This is a genomic window from Sphingobium sp. IP1, assembly GCF_002708645.1.
Classification (GTDB): domain Bacteria; phylum Pseudomonadota; class Alphaproteobacteria; order Sphingomonadales; family Sphingomonadaceae; genus Sphingobium; species Sphingobium yanoikuyae.
The window spans coordinates 1-18140 of record NZ_NOIW01000034.1; the positions used below are offsets into that span (position 1 = coordinate 1).

General features: G+C 64.2%; 19 protein-coding genes and 1 pseudogene. 7 read left to right on the forward strand and 13 right to left on the reverse strand.

Annotation, left to right across the window (positions count from 1 at the left end):
- Positions 1-114: 114 nt before the first annotated feature.
- Entirely contained in the window at positions 115-1326 is a 1212-nt protein-coding gene (locus tag CG471_RS13570) for an amidohydrolase family protein (RefSeq protein ID WP_257211536.1), read from the forward strand.
- Between the two features lie 293 nt (positions 1327-1619).
- Here CG471_RS13570 and CG471_RS13580 read toward each other — a convergent pair whose 3' ends face one another.
- Entirely contained in the window at positions 1620-2300 is a 681-nt protein-coding gene (locus CG471_RS13580; protein WP_099232185.1) for an OmpW family protein, read from the reverse strand.
- 255 nt (positions 2301-2555) lie between these two features.
- On the opposite strand from CG471_RS13580, the gene CG471_RS13585 reads away from it, so the two are divergent.
- Complete coding sequence (locus tag CG471_RS13585) at positions 2556-2783, forward strand: hypothetical protein (protein WP_099232186.1); 228 nt, start codon at positions 2556-2558, stop codon at positions 2781-2783.
- A 46-nt stretch (positions 2784-2829) separates the two neighbouring features.
- Here CG471_RS13585 and ccoS read toward each other — a convergent pair whose 3' ends face one another.
- From ccoS to CG471_RS13630, 9 genes are read right to left on the reverse strand one after another with little or no spacing between them, the layout of a single operon-like run.
- Positions 2830-3021: a cbb3-type cytochrome oxidase assembly protein CcoS gene (ccoS, locus tag CG471_RS13590; protein ID WP_099232187.1), complete on the reverse strand. Its 192-nt coding sequence runs from the start codon at positions 3019-3021 to the stop codon at positions 2830-2832.
- Positions 3018-5132 (reverse strand): heavy metal translocating P-type ATPase, encoded by a 2115-nt coding sequence (locus tag CG471_RS13595; protein ID WP_099232188.1) that lies wholly within the window; start codon positions 5130-5132, stop codon positions 3018-3020. Before CG471_RS13595 ends, ccoS begins: the two co-directional genes overlap by 4 nt.
- Complete coding sequence (locus CG471_RS13600; protein ID WP_021227175.1) at positions 5129-5572, reverse strand: FixH family protein; 444 nt, start codon at positions 5570-5572, stop codon at positions 5129-5131. The genes CG471_RS13595 and CG471_RS13600 overlap by 4 nt, the downstream gene beginning before the upstream one ends.
- On the reverse strand, positions 5569-7110 hold the full coding sequence (locus CG471_RS13605; protein ID WP_021227176.1) for a 4Fe-4S dicluster domain-containing protein: 1542 nt from the start codon (positions 7108-7110) through the stop codon (positions 5569-5571). Before CG471_RS13605 ends, CG471_RS13600 begins: the two co-directional genes overlap by 4 nt.
- Positions 7094-8056 carry a cytochrome-c oxidase, cbb3-type subunit III gene (gene ccoP / locus CG471_RS13610; protein WP_081331756.1) on the reverse strand — a complete coding sequence of 321 codons (963 nt, stop codon included), beginning with the start codon at positions 8054-8056 and terminating at the stop codon, positions 7094-7096. The genes CG471_RS13605 and ccoP overlap by 17 nt, the downstream gene beginning before the upstream one ends.
- The gene (locus tag CG471_RS13615; RefSeq protein WP_020820401.1) at positions 8049-8204 is read right to left on the reverse strand and encodes a cbb3-type cytochrome c oxidase subunit 3; all 156 of its coding nucleotides are present in this window, start codon (positions 8202-8204) and stop codon (positions 8049-8051) included. Before CG471_RS13615 ends, ccoP begins: the two co-directional genes overlap by 8 nt.
- On the reverse strand, positions 8201-8938 hold the full coding sequence (ccoO, locus tag CG471_RS13620; RefSeq protein WP_020820402.1) for a cytochrome-c oxidase, cbb3-type subunit II: 738 nt from the start codon (positions 8936-8938) through the stop codon (positions 8201-8203). Before ccoO ends, CG471_RS13615 begins: the two co-directional genes overlap by 4 nt.
- 13 nt (positions 8939-8951) lie before the next feature.
- Positions 8952-10613, reverse strand: a complete 1662-nt coding sequence (gene ccoN, locus CG471_RS13625; RefSeq protein ID WP_069337915.1) for a cytochrome-c oxidase, cbb3-type subunit I — start codon at positions 10611-10613, stop codon at positions 8952-8954.
- Between the two features lie 23 nt (positions 10614-10636).
- Positions 10637-10936: a hypothetical protein gene (locus CG471_RS13630; RefSeq protein ID WP_099232189.1), complete on the reverse strand. Its 300-nt coding sequence runs from the start codon at positions 10934-10936 to the stop codon at positions 10637-10639.
- 558 nt (positions 10937-11494) lie between these two features.
- Between CG471_RS13630 and hemN the strand changes: the two genes are divergently transcribed.
- The 4 genes from hemN (at position 11495) to CG471_RS13655 (ending at position 15651) form a co-directional block, all read left to right on the forward strand.
- On the forward strand, positions 11495-12808 hold the full coding sequence (hemN, locus tag CG471_RS13635; RefSeq protein ID WP_099232190.1) for an oxygen-independent coproporphyrinogen III oxidase: 1314 nt from the start codon (positions 11495-11497) through the stop codon (positions 12806-12808).
- Between the two features lie 90 nt (positions 12809-12898).
- Positions 12899-13588, forward strand: coding sequence for a Crp/Fnr family transcriptional regulator (locus tag CG471_RS13640; protein WP_021227182.1), 690 nt, complete (start codon positions 12899-12901; stop codon positions 13586-13588).
- Entirely contained in the window at positions 13582-14196 is a 615-nt protein-coding gene (locus CG471_RS13645) for a DUF308 domain-containing protein (RefSeq protein WP_021227183.1), read from the forward strand. The genes CG471_RS13640 and CG471_RS13645 overlap by 7 nt, the downstream gene beginning before the upstream one ends.
- Before the next feature lie 283 nt (positions 14197-14479).
- Positions 14480-15651, forward strand: a protein-coding gene (locus CG471_RS13655) for an IS3 family transposase (protein ID WP_099232192.1) whose coding sequence is annotated in 2 segments (ribosomal slippage) — positions 14480-14732 and positions 14732-15651 — 1173 coding nt in all. Because the reading frame shifts where the segments join, the coding sequence is not laid out codon by codon here.
- Between the two features lie 24 nt (positions 15652-15675).
- Here the strand turns inward: CG471_RS13655 and CG471_RS13660 are convergent.
- Positions 15676-16098 carry a hypothetical protein gene (locus CG471_RS13660; protein WP_180275703.1) on the reverse strand — a complete coding sequence of 141 codons (423 nt, stop codon included), beginning with the start codon at positions 16096-16098 and terminating at the stop codon, positions 15676-15678.
- A 17-nt stretch (positions 16099-16115) separates the two neighbouring features.
- Here CG471_RS13660 and CG471_RS13665 point away from each other — a divergent pair, with 17 nt between their 5' ends.
- On the forward strand, positions 16116-17414 hold the full coding sequence (locus CG471_RS13665) for a glycoside hydrolase family 130 protein (RefSeq protein WP_021227185.1): 1299 nt from the start codon (positions 16116-16118) through the stop codon (positions 17412-17414).
- A 39-nt stretch (positions 17415-17453) separates the two neighbouring features.
- On the opposite strand, the gene CG471_RS30990 is transcribed toward CG471_RS13665, so the two are convergent.
- Complete coding sequence (locus tag CG471_RS30990) at positions 17454-17639, reverse strand: universal stress protein (RefSeq protein WP_257211537.1); 186 nt, start codon at positions 17637-17639, stop codon at positions 17454-17456.
- Positions 17640-17812: 173 nt separating this feature from the next.
- A pseudogene (locus CG471_RS13675) lies at positions 17813-18133 on the reverse strand (ATP-binding protein); the annotation flags it as partial.
- Positions 18134-18140: the final 7 nt, after the last annotated feature.

Sequence of the window (18140 nt, forward strand, 5' to 3'; positions counted from 1 at the left end):
GCATTCGGAATTGGACCCTCGGCCCTGACCGAAACCATGATTATGCTCAATAAGCATTTCGCCAATGCTGCCTAATCCCCCAACTGGGTGACGCCGCGCGGCCGTGCCCCATGTTTGCAACAGAGCCAGAACTTCTGGCAGTATCAGGGCTATATCCGCCCCTCGGTCGGGCTTAACGCCGTCGTCGGCCGCCCGTTCGAGGAATACGGGATGGAGCCGACCTCTCTCGATCAGCTCCGCGATGGCTGCTGGGACGTGCACAAGCGCATCGACGACATGGACGTGAACGGCGTCGCCGCCTCGATGTGCTTCGGCAACTCGATCGGCTTTGACGGCCAGACTTTTCACAAGGCGCCGGACAAAACGCTCTCGCTGCGCCACATGCAGGCCTACAACGACTGGCATCACGACGAATGGTGCATGGCCTATCCCGGCCGCTTCATTCCGCTTGCCATCATGCCCACCTGGGACATGGATGCGACGGTCGCCGAAATCCATCGGTGCGCCAAGAAGGGCTTCCGCGTCGTCTCGATGAACGAGAACCCCACGGTTCAAGGTCTGCCCAGCATTCACAACGACTACTGGAATCCGATGTTCAAGGCGCTGATGGACAACGACATGACCATCGCGCTCCATATCGGTAGCGGCAACCCGGCGCCTCACGCCTCGATGGAAACGCCTATCGAGGCCTGGATCAGCACGATGCCGCTTTCCGTCGCGCAGGGCGTCGCGGACTGGCTCCAGCTCGAGGAACTGCATCAATATCCGGACATGCGCATCATCGTCTCCGAAGGATCGATAGGCTGGGTGCCTTACCTGATGGAGCGCGCCGATTTCTCAAACTGGCGCCACAAGGCCTGGACGCGCTCGCGCTTCCAGGACATCAAGCCCAGCGAGCTGATGAAGCGTCACTTCGCGCACTGCTTCCTGTGGGATCCCTATGGCCTGAAGAACCTGGCGGAAGTCGGCGAGGACAATGTCACCTACGAGGTCGACTATCCGCATTCGGATGCGCTCTGGCCAGATGCGGCCGAACTCCTCTGGGAGCAGGTGAAGAACCTCAGCGACGAGCAGATCGACAAGGTCACGCACCTGAACGCCATCCGCTGGCTACGCCACGACGCCCTGTTCGAACATAACCGCCGTGAGGACATGACCGTCGGCGCCTGCCATGCACGCGCGGCGGCCAAGCAGGTCGACACCGCGCCGAAGAGCTCGGGAGGCTCGGTTCCTACCACCGAAACCCGGCCGGTGACGTCGGGTGACGTCATGGAAATGTTCAAGGCTCACGCGGAAAAGCGCGCGAAGGAAGTGGAGGTCGCCTGACCGCTCCGAACTGGTGCTGAGAGGCGCGGCGGAAGACAGTTCCGCCGCGCTTTATCTGTTCACGCCGATTCAGTAGTTCTCGCGCCGTCCGCGGCTTGCATCAGCCAGGTCCTTGGAAAATGCCTCGGACCTTGTTTGGGGCTCGATGTCGGTTCCGCCGTCGCTTTGGAGAAGCGGGGTAGAGCGCTCCGCCCCATTGGCGGGTAAGGCCGAGTCCACCCCCCGTTCGGGATGTTGCTCCAGCCGCATACGAAAGGAAGCCCCGCCGGGGCGGGGCTTCCTTCGTCAGCCTCTTAGAACCGGTAGGCCACCCCGGCGCTCAGAACCCAGGGGTCGAGCTTGTGGCGCGTCGCCAACACCTCGGCGCCCGAGGCGTTGGACCAGTGGGCGGTCGGCCGAACCCAGTACCGCTTGGCGTCGAGGCTCAAGCCGAACCCGGAATTGCCGAGCGCTACGTCGACGCCCGCCTGGACGGCCACGCCGAGCTTGTCGTTGAAGGCGAGCTTCGTGGCGCCAAGCAGCGAGCGGGCTGCCGCGCCTGGCTTTTCGTCGAAGAAGATGAAATAGGCCGGGCCCGCCCCGACGTAGGGCTTGATCCCGCTCGCCAGGGGCATGTGCAGTTTCACCGTGAGCGTGGCCGGTACGATCTTGCGATCCGCGACGAGCTGGCCGCCGGTGAGTGGCCCGGCAGCGACGTCGACGTCGTGCTGGGTGAGGCAGCAGATCGTTTCGACGGAGACATTCGGTGAGAAAAAATACTCGATCGCAGCGGTCGGCACGTAATTGTCGTCGGCCTTGGTGTCGGTTCCCGCCGGCAGGCCCGGATCGACCAGAACCTTGTCGATCTTGCCGTCCGGCAACACGGCGGTGCCCATGACCTTGACCTGCCAGCGTCCCGCGGCGTCACCCGCGAGAGCCGGCGTGGACATGGCGATCGCGGCAATGGTGGCGGCCGTTAGCGTTAGGTTTTTCATCTTCCCTCATCCGCCGCCGCAGCGTTCGCCCCGCGCGAACAAGGATTATTGCGGCGACGACAATGCCCTATCGAGGCAGAAAACCGTGCGCCTTGACCCGGCTCAATATTCCGCGCAGGCGGCGTGATCTGCCGGAAGATTGCTCGTCATCAAATCCCCCGCTCGGCCGCCGTCGTATATACTCCGCACAACCTTTCGTTATACGTGGAAAGTCACAATGACAGTGCTGTATGCCCGGCGACGGAAGAGTTTCAAATGAAGCTGATGGCGCTCGTCGGGATTGCGGCGATCCTTCCCGGATCACTCAGCGGCATGCCGTCGTCGCAAACCCTGCTCTGGGTCCAGCTCTGTGCCAGCGACGGCTCTGCGCGAACCGTTCCGATCCCGGTCGAGCGGCAGCCGGATCCAAGCGACAGGCAATCCTGCTGCCTGACAGCGTGTCACGCCGATCGGTGCCGCAAGCGTCTTATGCGCGAAAGCTGAGCTGACCGAAGGCGGCTGACTTGTGCCGCTTGCGCCGCTGGGCGGCTCAGCGGTCGTGTTCGCGGCGGCCGGTTGGCGCCGGATCTTGCGATAGTTCGTCGCCTTCATCGAGCAGGATGCGCTCGGCAGCGCCGTCGAGATCGTCATATTGGCCGTTCCGCATCGACCAGTAGAAGGCGGCAAGGCCGAGCAGACCGAGAAACAGCGCTGCCGGTATGAGGATCGTAAGCCCGGTCACCGCGCGGCGTCCCGAAGACGCAGCGAATTGCCGACGACGATGATGGACGAGAGTGACATGGCAAGAGCGGCGACCAGCGGCGTCACCATGCCGGCAACGGCCAGCGGCACGGCCAGCACATTATAGCCGATCGCCATGGCGAAGTTCTGCTTCACGACGCGCATCGTGCGCCTTGCGGCAGCGACGGATGCCGGCACCGCCGAGAGAGAGTCGCCCAGAAACACGAGGTCGGCGGCGCTTTGCCCGACATCGCTTGCCGAAGACGGCGCCATGGAAACGTGCGCGGCATTGAGCGCCGGGCCGTCGTTGAGGCCGTCGCCGACCATCAGGACCCGGTGACCTTGCGCGCTGAGGCGTGCGATCACCTCAAGCTTTCCTTGCGGATCGAGATCGCCCTGCCCGCGCATGCCAAGCTTGACAGCGAGCCGCGCGACACGGCGCTCGCGGTCGCCGGAAACGATGGTAGGCTGCATATGCAGCGCATCGAGGCGGGCGATCGCGGCGGCGGCATCGGGGCGCAGGGCATCTTCGAAGCGCAGCAGGCGGGCCGGCCCACCTCCCAGCCTGAACCCGGTGGTGAGCGCGTGGTGTCCGGGAGCCTCGCCGCCTTCAGGTCCGGCATCGTCGATGCGGCCGAGGAAGGCACGCTGCCCCTTCCAAATCGCGGCGACGCCAAGACCCGGGGCTTCCTCGACATCGCTGATGTCGGCAGCCTCGATACCCTCCAGTGCTGTCGCCAATGCCCTGGCGAGCGGATGGCGGCTTCTCTGCGCAAGCGCCAAGGCAACCGGCCTTTCGTCCGGTGACAAATTCCCGTCATCGATCAGTCTCGGCCGGCCGAGCGTCAATGTTCCGGTCTTATCGAAAAGCGCGACATTCGCTTCAGCAAGACGCTCCAGGCCAGCGCCGTCGCGGATCAGCACGCCGCGGCGCATGAGCGAACCGGCCGCGACGACCTGGGCGACCGGGACGGCGAGGCCAAGCGCGCACGGACAGGTTATGATGAGCACGGCCACCGCAATCAGCACCGCCTGGTGCAATCCGGCGCCGGCGATCAGCCATCCGACCAGCGAGAGCGCGGCAAGGACGTGCACGGCGGGAGCATAATAGCGCGCAGCCCGGTCGGCGAGCCGCACGTACCGCGACTTCGCTCCACTCGCGGCTTCCATGAGGCGGGCGATGCCGGCGATCGCCGTCCCCTCGCCCGCGGCGCTGACTTTTACCGTCAGCGGCGCGGCGAGATTGATCGTGCCGGCAAGGACGGCGTCGCCGATGCCGACATTCTCCGGCGCGCTTTCGCCCGTGACCAGTTGCCGGTCGATGCTCGACGCCCCGCTGACGATCACGCCGTCCGCTGCGAAGGTTTCACCCGCCGCCACGAGCAGAGTCATGCCCGGGGCGATCTCTTCGGCGTTGCGCCATTCGGCAACGCCGTCCTTGCCGACGACCAGGCCCCGCGGCGCGCGCTGGCGCTGCAGCGCGGCGACGCCGTCTTCGGCGCGTACCCGCATCACGCTGTCGAGGAAGCGACCGGCAAGCAGGAAGAACAGCAGCATCACCGCGCCGTCGAAATAGGCGTGCGGACCGCTATTGATCGTCTCGTACAAGCTGGCGGCGCAGGCCATGGTCACGCCGATGCTGATCGGCACGTCCATGTTGGTGCGGCCGTGACGAAGAGCGCCCCAGGCGCTGCGGAAGAAGGGTCGGCCCGCATAGGCCACGGTAGGAAGCGCGATCAGCGCCGAGAGCCAGTGAAACAGGTCGCGCGTCGCGCCCTGCGCCCCGGACCAGACGCTGACGGACAGCAACATGATATTCATTGCCGCAAAGCCGGCGACGCCGAGCGCGATGCCGAGTTCACGGCTTTCCGGCGCGCTGCGCGTCTCCTCCTCGCCGAGGAGGCGCTCCGCCGGAAAACCGATCCTGCCGATGATTTCCCTCAGGTGATCATCGCCAAGCTTGTCCGTATGGGCGATAGCGACCCGGCGCTTGGTGAAGTTGACCCTGGCGCTGATCACGCCGTCCGTCCGCGCCAGTCCGCCTTCGAGCTTGGCGATGCAGCCGGCGCAGTGCAGCCCCGGGACGCTGAACGTGCTGGTGACGGCGCTCACGCCGGCACGTCCTTGACGAAACGCGCCGACTGTCCACCGTTCCGCAGTTCGAGGCGTACGCGCCAGCGTCCCGGCGGCAGCGGGGTTGTCGATCGCCACAAGCCCTGCGGGGATCTCCTGAACGTCAGCGGTTGGTCGGGAGCCCGGCCGAGCGGATGCTCGGCTACGCCGGCTAGCGTGCCTTCCCGCGGCGTTGTCTTGGCCTCGACAATCCGTCCTGGGATCAGAACCAGATCGAGCGTCCAGCCGAGGTCGTCCTGTGCCCGCGCCTCGGCCAGCCAGCGATTGTACGCCTGGCTGGCGACGTAGGAATTCTCGACGACCGTGCCGCCGAACGTCGTGACGGCGAACCGCGCCATCACCAGATTGACGGCGATGATCGTCCCGAACATGCCCAGCATGATGAAGAGCATGTGGCGTCCGGTGAACTCGCGCCTCATCGTTCGCTCTCCGGCCCCTCGAACACGGTGCTCTCGCGATCCGTTGCTCCTTGACCGTCGTTGGCTCGAATGACGAACGCGAAATCACGCTGCTGGCGTTCGGGCGCCGCGACATAGACCCGCGTCTTGCGGGCCTGGTCGGGGCCGATCGCGATCTCCACGGCCTGACCGGCGCCACCGCGCGCCTGCGCATCGGTCCAGATCTGCGCATCGGGCAGGCCCTCGATCGACAAAGTGACCGAGCGCGGCCGCGCTTCCATGTTGCGCACGTTGATGGTGTAGGCATTGCGCACCATGCCATCCGACAGCTGCACCCAGATGGGGTTACGCTCCATACGGACGCTGAGGTCAAGCCGCGTGCGCGATCCGAGCGCGAATAGCATCGCCAGGCCGATCGAGCCCCAGATCAGGAAGTAGATGAGCGTGCGCGGACGGAACAGCCGCTTGAGCGGCGGCTCCGGCGTCTTGCCATTGCCTGCGAGCAGCTCGTCGGCGACCGTCGAATAGCCGATCAGCTTCTTGGGCCTACCGATCCGCTCCATGATGTCGTCACAGGCGTCGATGCACAAACCGCAGGTGATACAGCCGATCTGCGGACCGTTGCGTATGTCGATGCCGGTGGGACACACCGCTACGCAGTTGTTGCAATCGATGCAGTCGCCGATGACACGCGGATTGTTTTCGGGAGCAGACGCCAGCGCCACAAGCGAGGGTAAGCCGTACTGCGCCTGGGCGCCGAGCTCGCCATCGGGCTGGTGCACTGCGGGGCCCGCCCGTTTGATGCCGTGAGTCCGAGGCTCGCCCCGCCAGGCCTTGTAAGTGACCATCAGCGATTTCTCGTCGAGCATCGCACCCTGGATACGCGGCCAGGGGCAACCATAGATGCAGAACTGCTCGCGCATCAGCCCGCCAAGTATGTAGGTCGTGGCGGTGAGCAGCCCGATCGTGAACCAGGCCTGATAAGGCGCGTCGAGCGCCCAAAGCTGGCGAGCGAGCGTCGGCGCATCGGCGAAGTAGAAGATCCAGGCGCCACCAGTCGCCACGGCGATGAGCAGCCAGATCGCGTGTTTGGTCACGCGCTTGGCGATCTTCGAAGGCCCCCACGGGGCCTTCTCCAGGCGCAGCTGGGCATTGCGATCGCCCTCGATCGCGCGCTCGACATGCTGGAAGAGGTCGGTCCAGACCGTCTGCGGACAGGCATAACCGCACCATGCCCGGCCGACCGCCGAGGTCACGAGAAACAGGCCGATGCCGGCCATGATGAGCAGGCCGGCGACATAATAGAACTCGTGCGGCCAGATCTCGATCGAGAACATGTAGAAGCGACGGTTGGCGATATCGACAAGCACCGCCTGGTCAGGTGCATAGGGCCCGCGATCCCAGCGCAGCCACGGCGTGACGTAGTAGATCGTCAACGTCACTGCCATGACCAGCCACTTGAAGCGGCGGAACGGCCCGTCGATCGCCTTGGGAAAGACCTTCTGCCGCTTCTCGAACAGCTGCTGCTTGGAGCCGGTCAGATCATCTGGGCTGGACATTGCTCTTGGCCGCCTGGGAGGGAGCCGCTTGCGGCGCCGCGGATGCAGCGGCGCTTGGCGCGGGCTCGGGGATGAAATCCTCGCCGCCCCCCAGCGAGTGTACGTAAGCCGCCAGCATCTTCACCGTGACCGGATCGAGGCGCGCGCCCCAAGCCGGCATCACGCCATAGCGGGAGTTGTTGACCGTTTGCGCGAGCGCCTCCCGATCGCCGCCGAACAGCCAGATGGAATCGGCGAGATTGGGTGCGCCCAACTTGCGATCGCCCTGGCCCTGCGCGCCGTGGCACACCGCACAATTGTCGGCGAACAGCTTCGCGCCGCGCTGCGAGGCTGCGCTCGGCTTCTCCTGACGGGAGATGACGCGAACGTGGCTGACCACGTCCTCCACCTGCTCGGAGGTAAGGATACCATCGCGCCCGAACGCGGGCATCTGCGACATGCGCGTCTCGGCGTGACCGGGCTGGCGAATACCATGGACCAGGGTCGTGTGAATCTGCTTGATGTCCCCGCCCCAGAGCCAGTCGTCGTCGTTGAGGTTCGGATAACCCTTGCTACCGGCGGCGCCAGAGCCGTGGCACTGGACGCAGTGCACCTTGAACGCCGCGCGGCCGCCTTCGACCGCCGCCTGCATCAGCCGCGAATCCTCGTTGAGCCGCTCGATCGGGATGCGGGCGAGCGCAAGTTGCAGGGGCTCCTTGCGCAGGCGCTCCGCCTCCTCTTCGCCGGCCAATTGCTCGCGGCTCGACCAGCCGAGCACGCCCTTCGTCGCCGAATTGACCAGCGGCCAGGCGGGATAGAGCACCGTATAGGCTATGCCCCAGATGATTGTCGCATAGAGGGTCCACAGCCACCAGCGCGGCATGGGTGTGTCGAGTTCCTCGATCCCATCCCATTCGTGCCCGACCGTGGGCGTCCCCGTCGCCTCGTCGATCCGCTTGTCAGCCATCATCTTCCTCCAGGATCGAACGGGCGGCGCGGTCCTGCCGGGAGCGCGCGCCCTTTCGAAAAGTCCAGCCGACAAAAACCGCGAACATGATCGCCATGAGCACCAGGCCCCAGCTGTCGGCAAAGTGACGCAGCGCGTCGTAGGTCATCGGCGCCGCTCCTGCGCCGCGGCGGCATTGGTGTCGACCAGCGTGCCGAGCATCTGCAGGTAGGCGACGACCGCATCCATTTCGGTGAGCCTCGACGGATCGCCATCGAAGTCGCGCACCTGCGACTTGGGATAGCGCTTGGCGAGATCGGCCGCGTCGCCGTCCGACGAAGCTTGCAGCTTGGCGTCTGCTTCGGCGCTGTCGATCATTGCCTTTGTATAGGGAACGCCGACCTTGCGCAGCGCGCCTATCTTTCCGTCGATCCCCTTGAGGTCGAGTTCGGTGTCCGCCAGGAAGGCATAGGAGGGCATGATCGATTCCGGCACCACCGACCGCGGGTCCTTCAGGTGCTGCACGTGCCATTCGTCCGAATAGCGCCCGCCCACCCGCGCCAGGTCGGGTCCGGTACGCTTCGAGCCCCACTGGAAGGGGTGATCGTACATGGACTCGGCGGCGAGGCTGTAGTGGCCGTAACGCTCCACTTCGTCGCGGAAGGGTCGGATCATCTGGCTGTGGCAAGTGTAGCACCCTTCGCGCACATAGATGTCGCGCCCCGCCTGCTCGAGCGGGGTGTAGGGCCGCATGCCCTCCACTTTCTCGACGGTGGAGTCGATCCAGAACAGCGGCGCGATCTCGACGATGCCGCCGATGGCCACGGCTATGAAGGCGAAGACGCTGAGAAGAGTGACGTTGCGCTCCAGCTTCTTGTGCTGGGTGGCGAGCTGCGATGACATCAGACGTTTCCCTTCATTCAGCCGGGGTCGCGGCCGGCACGATCGGCCGGTCGGCTTCGGGATTGTAGGCGGCGCTCGACATGGGCGCTTCCTTGCGAAGCCGGCCCAGGATCGTCATCCACACGTTGTAGACCATGATCAGCGCACCCAGGAGATAGAGCAGGCCGCCAAGCACGCGGATCGCATAGTAGGGCTTCATGGCCGCCACGATCTCGGCGAAAGCGTAGACGAGGTAGCCGTCCGAGCCATATTCCCGCGCCATCAGGCCCTGCGTGATGCCGGCGACCCAGAGCGCGGCCGCATAGAGCACCAGCCCCAGCGTCGCGAGCCAGAAGTGCCAGTTCACCATGCGCAGCGAATAGAGTCGCTCGCGTCCCCAGAGCCGCGGAACGAGATAGTAAAGCGCGGCGAAGGTAATCATCCCGTTCCAGCCAAGTGCGCCCGAATGCACATGGCCGATGGTCCACTCGGTATAGTGCGACAGCGAGTTGACCGCCTTGATCGACAGCATCGGACCTTCGAAGGTCGCCATGCCGTAGAAGGCGAGCGCGAAGACCATCATGCGGATGATCGGATCGGTGCGGATCTTGTCCCAGGCTCCGTTCAGAGTCATCAGGCCGTTGATCATGCCGCCCCAGCTTGGCATCCACAGCACAACCGAGAAGACCATGCCCAGCGTCTGCGCCCAGTCGGGCAGCGCCGTGTAGTGAAGGTGATGCGGTCCCGCCCAGATATAGAGGAAGATCAGCGACCAGAAGTGAATGATCGACAGACGGTAGCTGTAGATCGGCCGCTCCGCCTGCTTGGGCACGAAGTAGTACATCATCGCCAGGAAGCCGGCGGTAAGGAAGAAGCCCACCGCGTTGTGGCCGTACCACCACTGCGTAAGCGCATCCTGCACGCCGGCGAAGGCCGAGTAGCTCTTAGAGCCGAAGAGGCTTGCCGGCACCGCGAGGTTGTTCACGATGTGCAGCATCGCGATCGTGATGATGAAGCTCAGATAGAACCAGTTGGCGACGTAGATGTGCGGCTCGGTCCGGCGCAGCAGCGTGCCGACGAAAACGACGAAATAGGCGACCCAGACGATCGTGAGCCACAGATCCACATACCATTCGGGCTCGGCATATTCGCGGCTGGCAGTGACGCCCATCAGGTAGCCGGTCGCGGCCAGGACGATGAAGAACTGGTAGCCCCAGAACACGAAGCGCGCGAGCGCCGGGAATGCGAGGCGCGCGCGGCAGGTGCGCTGGACGACGTAGAAGCTCGTCGCGATGAGCGCATTGCCGCCGAAGGCGAAGATGACGGCAGACGTATGAAGCGGCCGCATGCGCCCGAAGCTGAACCAGGGCTCGAGGTTCAGGGTCGGGACGACCATCTGCGTCGCGATCACCACGCCGACCAGGAAGCCGACGACGCCCCAGAACAGCGTCGCAATGACGCCGAGCCGGATGAGATCGTCGTCGTACCGGGTCACATCCGGCATTGTCGCCGGCTTGAAGCCTGACAAGACCTGGAAGTCGGCCTTGTACATCGTGATCCAGGCGATCAGCAGGGCCGTGGCGGAGGCGATCGCCATGTGGACCGAGAAGCCCGAATCAAGGGCGAGCGCGCAGGCGAAGAGCGCCAATATGGCCAGCAACAACCAGCCCCCGACCTTGAAGAGTAGTTCGTCCATTCTCGCCGTCCTTTGCTTCTACGTCAGGGCCGTGCCGCGTAGGGATCGTTTTGCGTTTCGTTGGAGCCGATGGTGCGCGAAGCGACCAGCGCGAAGATCGTGAGCGCCCCGATCGTGGAGAGCACGTTGATGGCGAGCACGATCCGCACCTTGGTGCGGCTGGCCGATGGCCTCCGCTTGCGTCCCGGCGCGACCTCGTTGTTCGGCGTGTCCGTCAGTCGGGCCACGTCGCGCGCGCGGAAGAGCAACCAGGCTCCGCTTGCGATGGCGATGATCCCGAGCACGCCGATGATCATCCCCCACATTCCGATGGGCAGGCTCATGATCACTAACCCCTTGCTGTTGGCTGCCGGCTACGCTCCGCGTCGACAGCAAAGAAGCTGATACGGCTCGGCCGGCAGTCCTGTTCCCACGCTCTGAGGATAGGCAGAAAGCGCGACACTGATGTTGCGGATGGCTTCAGAGAGGCAAACTGGCACATGATCGACCCTTGGACATACGGCGCGCGTGATCGTTCGCGCCGCAGCTGACTGCCAAGGCCCCTCTCCCGCTTGCTTCAAGGCATGCTCGACAAGCATGCCGGAACCGGGCGACCATGTCGTCTCGCTGGTCGTCTCCACAAGGTTCGAGCGATCCGATAGCGGCGCCTTCGACGCCGAACTTTGCTTCAAATCAATATTCTGTCAAATCCAAAAAGATTGTCTTTGCGACACTTCCCGGCGCCTTTGCGACCGAACGACTAAGATCGCGATAAGCAGCGGCGTCCTTGGCACCACCGCTCGAGAGCTGCCCTGCCACGTAAAACTGAAAGCCACGGGCAATTGGCCAGATTTTTGATGCTCCTCAATGAAACAGGCTGCTTGGCGCAGCAAGATCGCACCATGTGGCCTTACCATCCAGACCTGCTGGCGACCCCGGTCCCGCGCTATACAAGCTATCCCACAGCAGCCGAGTTCGGCAACGATGTGGGGGAGCAGGATTTCGCCTCTGCCCTTTCGAGAACAGACGGCGATGTCTCGCTTTACGTCCATATCCCCTTTTGCGAAACGATATGCTGGTACTGCGGGTGCAACACGGGCCGTGCAAATCGCCGGCAGCGGCTGGCCAGCTATCTGGAGGCTTTGCATAGCGAAATCGCGCTGGTCGGCCGGATGCTGCCGAAGACCGCAACGGTCCGCCGCCTGTCCTTCGGCGGCGGCAGCCCCAATGCGATCACGGCTACCGATTTCGTTCGCCTGTTCCTCTCGCTCACGGACAGTTTTCGGCTCGAGAAGCCCGTCGTCTCGATCGAACTGGACCCACGCACTTTGACCTCTGCGTGGGCGCAGGCGATCGCGGGCACGCGGATCAGCAATGCGAGCCTGGGCGTGCAGACTTTCGATCCGCGCCTCCAGGAGGCAATCGGGCGGATTCAGCCGCTACAGGACATCGAGCGGTGCACATCGATGCTGCGCGAGGCGGGCGTTACTTCCCTCAACTATGACCTCATGTACGGCTTGCCCGGACAATCCGAGAAGGACCTCGCGGACTCTCTCGCCAAAGCGGTCGAGCTAGGCGCCGATCGGATAGCGCTGTTCGGTTATGCGCACGTCCCGCATTTGATCGCCCGTCAACGGCGGATCGATGCGGACGCGCTGCCCGATCAGGCGATGCGGTTTCGAATGGCCTCGCAGGGACATGAGCTGCTCACGAGGAGCGGCTATGAGGCTGTGGGCTTCGATCATTTCGCGCTGCCGCACGACGGCCTGGCGCAGGCGACCCGCGAAAGCCGGCTGTCGCGCAATTTTCAGGGGTTCACCGACGATGACGCTCCTGTGGTGATTGGTCTTGGCGCGTCTGCCATAAGCAGCTTCCCCGACCTCCTCATCCAAAACGAAAAGAACGCAGGCCGCTATCGCATGATGCTTTCGCAGCAGCGCCTGACCGGCAATCGAGGCATCCGCCGGAATGCTGACGATCGTCTTCGCGGCGAGGTCATCGAGCAGCTGCTCTGCCAGGGGAAAGCGAGTGTGCCGGCTGATCTCCTCTTGCCCGCTCACGATCGCCTCGCGCCGTTCCTCGACCGCGGCCTGGTGTGCTGGGAGGGCGACACGCTCTCCATCGCCCCTTCCGCGCTCCCTTATGCACGCACTATCGCGGCAACTTTCGACGCCTACCGCCAACCTGACAGCAGGAGGTTCAGCTCGGCCGTGTGACCCGATCCTCCCTTAGGTAAACTACTAATGTCTCCGCCCCGGGGCCGCGGATAGGAACCGTGCACCCACCGGCCAACGCGCGGAGAGACCATGAACGCCTGTACGCAATGCGCTGTTCGCGACAAGGCGATCTGCCATTCCTTGCCCGAGGAAAGCCTGGAAGAGCTCAATCGGCTGGGGCGGCATCAAATCGTCAAGAAGGGGCAGGCGCTTGTATGGCAGGGCGACGAGTCGCTCCTTGTCGGCAACGTGCTCGAAGGCGCGCTCAAATTGTCGGTCTCGAGCGCCGATGGCCGCGACCAGACGCTCGGTATCGTGCTGCCCAGCGATTTTATCGGACGTCCGTTCGGCGCGACGAGCATGCATTCCGTCATCGCCCTCACCGACTCGCGTGTCTGCACCTTCTCGCGCTCGGCGTTCGACACTTTCGCGCAAGATCACCAGCCCCTGGAGCACGGCCTACTGGAAAGGACCCTGACCGATCTCGACAGGGCCAGACAATGGATGATGATGCTGGCGCGCAAGAGCGCCGGCGAGCGCGTCGCGATTTTCCTTCTGCACATCGCCAAGCGCCACTCCAGCGACAAGAGCGATGGACCGCTTCGCTTCGAACTGCCTCTCAGCCGCCAGGACATGGCCGATCTGCTCGGCCTCACGATCGAGACGGTCAGCCGGCAGATCACGCGTCTGCGGGACGACGGCATCATCACGACACCCTCGCGCCGGGCAATCGTCATTCTCGACCAGGACGCGCTTGAGGCTTGCACGGGCGAGTGCTGAAAGCGATGCATCGGCCCTTCCACGTCGCCCCATGGCAGCTGACCCTGGGATGCGGCCTGTTCAAGCTCCTGCTCGCCGCCGGAGCTTTCGCTCTGCCGCTCCTGCACGTCGATGCACTCCCAAAGCTTGTCGGCTGGCTGTTGCTCGCCGGTGGCCTATCCGAGCTTCTGCTCTCATGGACCGGACGCCACAGCTGGGTGGGACGGATCACCTTCGGGTCGGGCGCTCTCACGCTCGTGCTCGGCGCCCTCTTCGTGGGCGGACCGTGGCATGGCCTCTACCCGCTGGCGCCGTTCGTCATGATCTGGTTCCTCCTCCGCGCCTTGCTGTCGATCGACGTCGCGTTTCAGTCGCGCCTTACGCCCATGGCGAACTGGATATGGCTTCTCCTGCGCGGTTTCGTCGATCTCGCCTTGGGGTTGTTGCTCCTGGCTGGCGCGCCGTTTGCCATGCTGGTGATCGCCGTCTTTGGCGAAGCACCGGAATTTGTGAGGCTATTCTCGGCGACGCTCGGCTTGAGCTTCGCGGTTGCCGGCGGAGGCCTTTGTGCGATCGCGCTGACGCAAAGGCGCTATCGCCGCCCTGATCCCTTCATGACCAACACTTGAACTCGGCTGCAGACGGGTGCGCTATCCGGTAGGTAACGCGAGAGCGCTGCTCCTCTGCGTACGTCAGGCGACCAGCTGCGCGGAGAGACCGATGTCGCGAAGGTCGTCTCCGGTGACCGCATTTGTGACCAGGGCGGCTTCGTCGATTTCGAGCTTCATCATCCTGCCGATCGCCCCTGAATAGTCGAAGGCCGCTTGGCTGAGGAAATCCGTCCAGGCTGACGTGACCCCCTGATTTTCCTCCAAGTGTGATTAGAGTCCGGCCCTGAAGGAAGGACGGACGATGAAGCGATCGAGGTTCACGGAAGAGCAGATCATTGCGGTGCTGAAGGAAGCCGAGGCCGGTGCGAAGACCGGCGAGCTGGCCCGGCGCCACGGCGTGTCGGAAGCGACGATCTACAACTGGAAGGCCAAGTATGGCGGCCTGGAGGTGTCCGAGGCGCGGCGGCTGCGCGCGCTGGAGGACGAGAACGCCAAGCTGAAGCGGTTGTTGGCCGATGCGATGCTGGACAACGCAGGCCTGAAGGACCTCCTCGCAAAAAATTGGTGACCCCCGCTGCCAAGCGAGAGGCGGTCGCTCGTCTCCAGGCAGCCCTGGGGATGAGTGAGCGGCGGGCGTGTCGTGTCATCGGCGCTGATCGGAAGAGCATGCGCTACCGGTCGCAGCGGGATGATGATGCCGATCTTCGGTCGAAGCTGCGCGAGCTGGCGCAGCAGCGCCGCCGGTTCGGCTATCGCCGGCTGCACATCCTGCTGCGGCGGGAGGGCGTGGTGATCAACCGCAAGAAGACCCAGCGGCTCTACCGCGAGGAGAAGCTGGCGGTCCGACGACGAAGGAACCGTCGCCGCGCCATTGGTGCGCGGGCGCCGGCGCCTGTGCTGGCGTTGCCCAACCAGCGATGGAGCCTGGACTTCGTGCACGATCAGATGGCGTCGGGACGCCGGTTCCGGGTGCTCAACATCGTCGACGATGTGACCCGCGAGTGCCTGCGTGCGGTGCCGGATACGTCGATATCGGGGCGCAGGGTCGTGCGCGAGCTAACCGACCTCATCGCCGAGCGCGGCAAGCCCGGCATTATCGTCAGCGACAACGGCACCGAGCTGACCTCGAACGCGGTCCTCGCCTGGTGCGGGGAGATCGGCGTCGAGTGGCACTACATCGCTCCGGGCAAGCCGATGCAGAACGGCTACGTCGAGAGCTTCAACGGTCGCATGCGCGACGAACTGCTCAACGAGACCCTGTTCCTCAGCCTGGACCATGCTCGCGTGGCGATCGCCGCCTGGGCCGACGACTACAACCGGGAGCGACCGCACTCAGCCCTTGGATACGAAACCCCAGCGGCGTTCGCCGCTGAACTAGATAAGCAATGGCCTGCTTCGCTACGCCCTACGGGCTCCGCTGCGCAGGCCATTGCTCAACCCGCGCTCATGCGCAACAAAGCTGCCGGGCTCTAATCCCCGCTGGTGGAAACCAGGGGGTCACGTCAAGGCGGCAACAATATCTCCGGGTGACTGCGCGGTGCCCAGTTCGCCCACCAGCGTCATGTCTGCTTCGAGACGCCGCGACGCCAACCTCAACGCGTCGCGCTGACATTGCTGTACGAACTGCCCTGCCGCTCCCTGGGCACTGGAAACGAGTTCCGATACGATCGATATGCTTGGTGCAGCAGCCGCAAGCTGGGTTTCCACGAAGGTGTTCCAGAAGTCCGTAGCCATCAAACCGTCGTCAGCCATCGCCTTCTCGCAATCTCGAGTTGTTGTTGCGTTGCAGCAGGGTACAACTTGCAGCGTAGAGATGCGAGACCCGGGGAAGCGGAATTGCCGATCGCGCGTTACGGCCTGCAGCACTCCAGACCTGCCGTCCTCCGCCTGCATCCGCAGCAGGCCCGGCTTGGTCTTCATCGAAGCGGGGATTCGAGTTGATCAACCACAGCCTTGTCCGCGAACTCGGGCCCACCTTGCGCGCAGATCCCTCGCGGGTCGTCATTCGGCCGTTCGTCCCGGGCGACGATCCGACCGTGCCCGATCCTGCGCTGCGATCCAGGATCGGCCGCATCATCGAGCGGATCGTCGCACTTGACGCACAGACATGCCGCTCCGAGCTTGAGCGCATCCTCGCCAGTCTTGCCGGGCGTCACGGCGACGTCGAGCAGGTGCTGCTGCGGCGGTGCAACGACCTTGTCTGCCCCCCTGCAATCCCCTCCCCCGGACTGACGAAGGATCAGATGCTCCTCATCGGCGCCTATATGAGCGCTGAATATTCGTACGAATCCGCCGCCCTTTTCAATCCGAGCATCGTGCCGCACCCCGAGGCGGCGAAGGTCGCCGGAGCGTCCCGCTTCCTGCTCTCGCTCCGCGCTGTCGGAGAAGGTCATCTCTCGTCCATCACTTTCCGGACCGGACATTTCGACGGCTCGCATGTGGAGCTCGATCCGGTCAGCGCCATTTCGACTCCGCCGCGGGTCGAGCCGCTGCCGGGCGGAGAGGCTGACGATCCCGGGGTCCGCCTGACCTGCGGAAGCTTCCCGGACATCTCATCGCTGGTTATTTTCCCCGTGACCTTCCGTCAGAGGCATGGCCTTGAAGATCTGCGGCTTACTCGCTTCGAGGAGGAGAATGGCTACAGCTTCTACCTGGGGACCTATACCGCAGCCGGGGGCGAGACCGTCCGCCAGGAACTGCTGCGGACCACCGATTTTCAAAGCTTTGAATTGAGCGCGCTGCGCACCGATGTATCCGACACCAAAGGAATTGCGATTTTCCCGAGGCGCATTGCCGGGCACTATGCCGCTCTCGCGCGCCTCGATCACGAAAGCATCTGGCTGCTTCGGTCCAATGACCTCTACAATTGGACGGATGGAGCGACCATCCTGCGGCCCTGCTTCCCGTGGGAATTTGTGCAGCTCGGCAATTGCGGGTCGCCGATCGAACTCGACGAAGGTTGGCTCGTGATCACCCATGGCGTCGGGCCTGTTCGTAACTACAGCCTTGGCGCCTGTCTTCTCGACAAGCAAAATCCTGCCCTCGTGCTGGGACGCTCCACGTCCCCATTGATCACCACTGACCCAAAGGATCGGGACGGCTACGTCCCGAACGTGGTCTACAGCTGCGGGGCTCTCCTACATGAGCGGACCTTGCTGCTGCCCTATGGCCTCGCCGACTCTTTCGTCAGCTTCGCCACTGTCGACGTCGATCGGCTGCTGGCCACACTCCGCTAAAGCCTAAACCGGCCAACCGCGCCGATGCGGCGTGAACGATCAGTGAGCCAGCAGGACCGGGCAACTGGGATGGTCGAGAACGGACCGTGTCGCGCCGCCAAGCACGAATTCCCGCGCGCGCGAGTGGCCAAAGGCGCCCATGACCAACAGGTCGCCCTTCGTCTCTTCGCGGTAGGCCTGCAAGGCAATGCCCGCATCCCGCCCGCCAGCGGGCACCTCTACCATGTCAAACGGCGTTCAAAAGGGACCCCCGATCGGCGTCGAAGAGGGACCCCTTTTCGGATATGATGTTGGTTTGTTGAAGATGGCCTTGCGCTGCGTGCGGCGGAGGGCGGGCGTAGCCCGACCGGAGGCGCGCGCAGCGCAAGATAGATTTTTGAAGGCGCCGAAGGTGGCTGTCAGCTGCGGTTTTTGAAGCGCCAGCTGTCGTTGCCCGTCTCGACGATATCGCAGTGGTGGGTGACGCGGTCGAGCAGCGCCGTGGTCATCTTGGGATCGCCGAACACGGTCGGCCATTCACCGAAGGCGAGGTTCGTGGTGATGATGACGCTGGTGCGCTCATAAAGCTTGCTGATGAGGTGGAACAGCAACTGCCCTCCCGAGCGGGCGAACGGCAGATAACCGAGCTCGTCAAGCACGATCAGGTCGAGCCGCGACAGCTGCGCCGCCAGGGTCCCGCCTTTGCCGATCCGGGTCTCCTCTTCGAGGCGTGTCACCACGACCTCG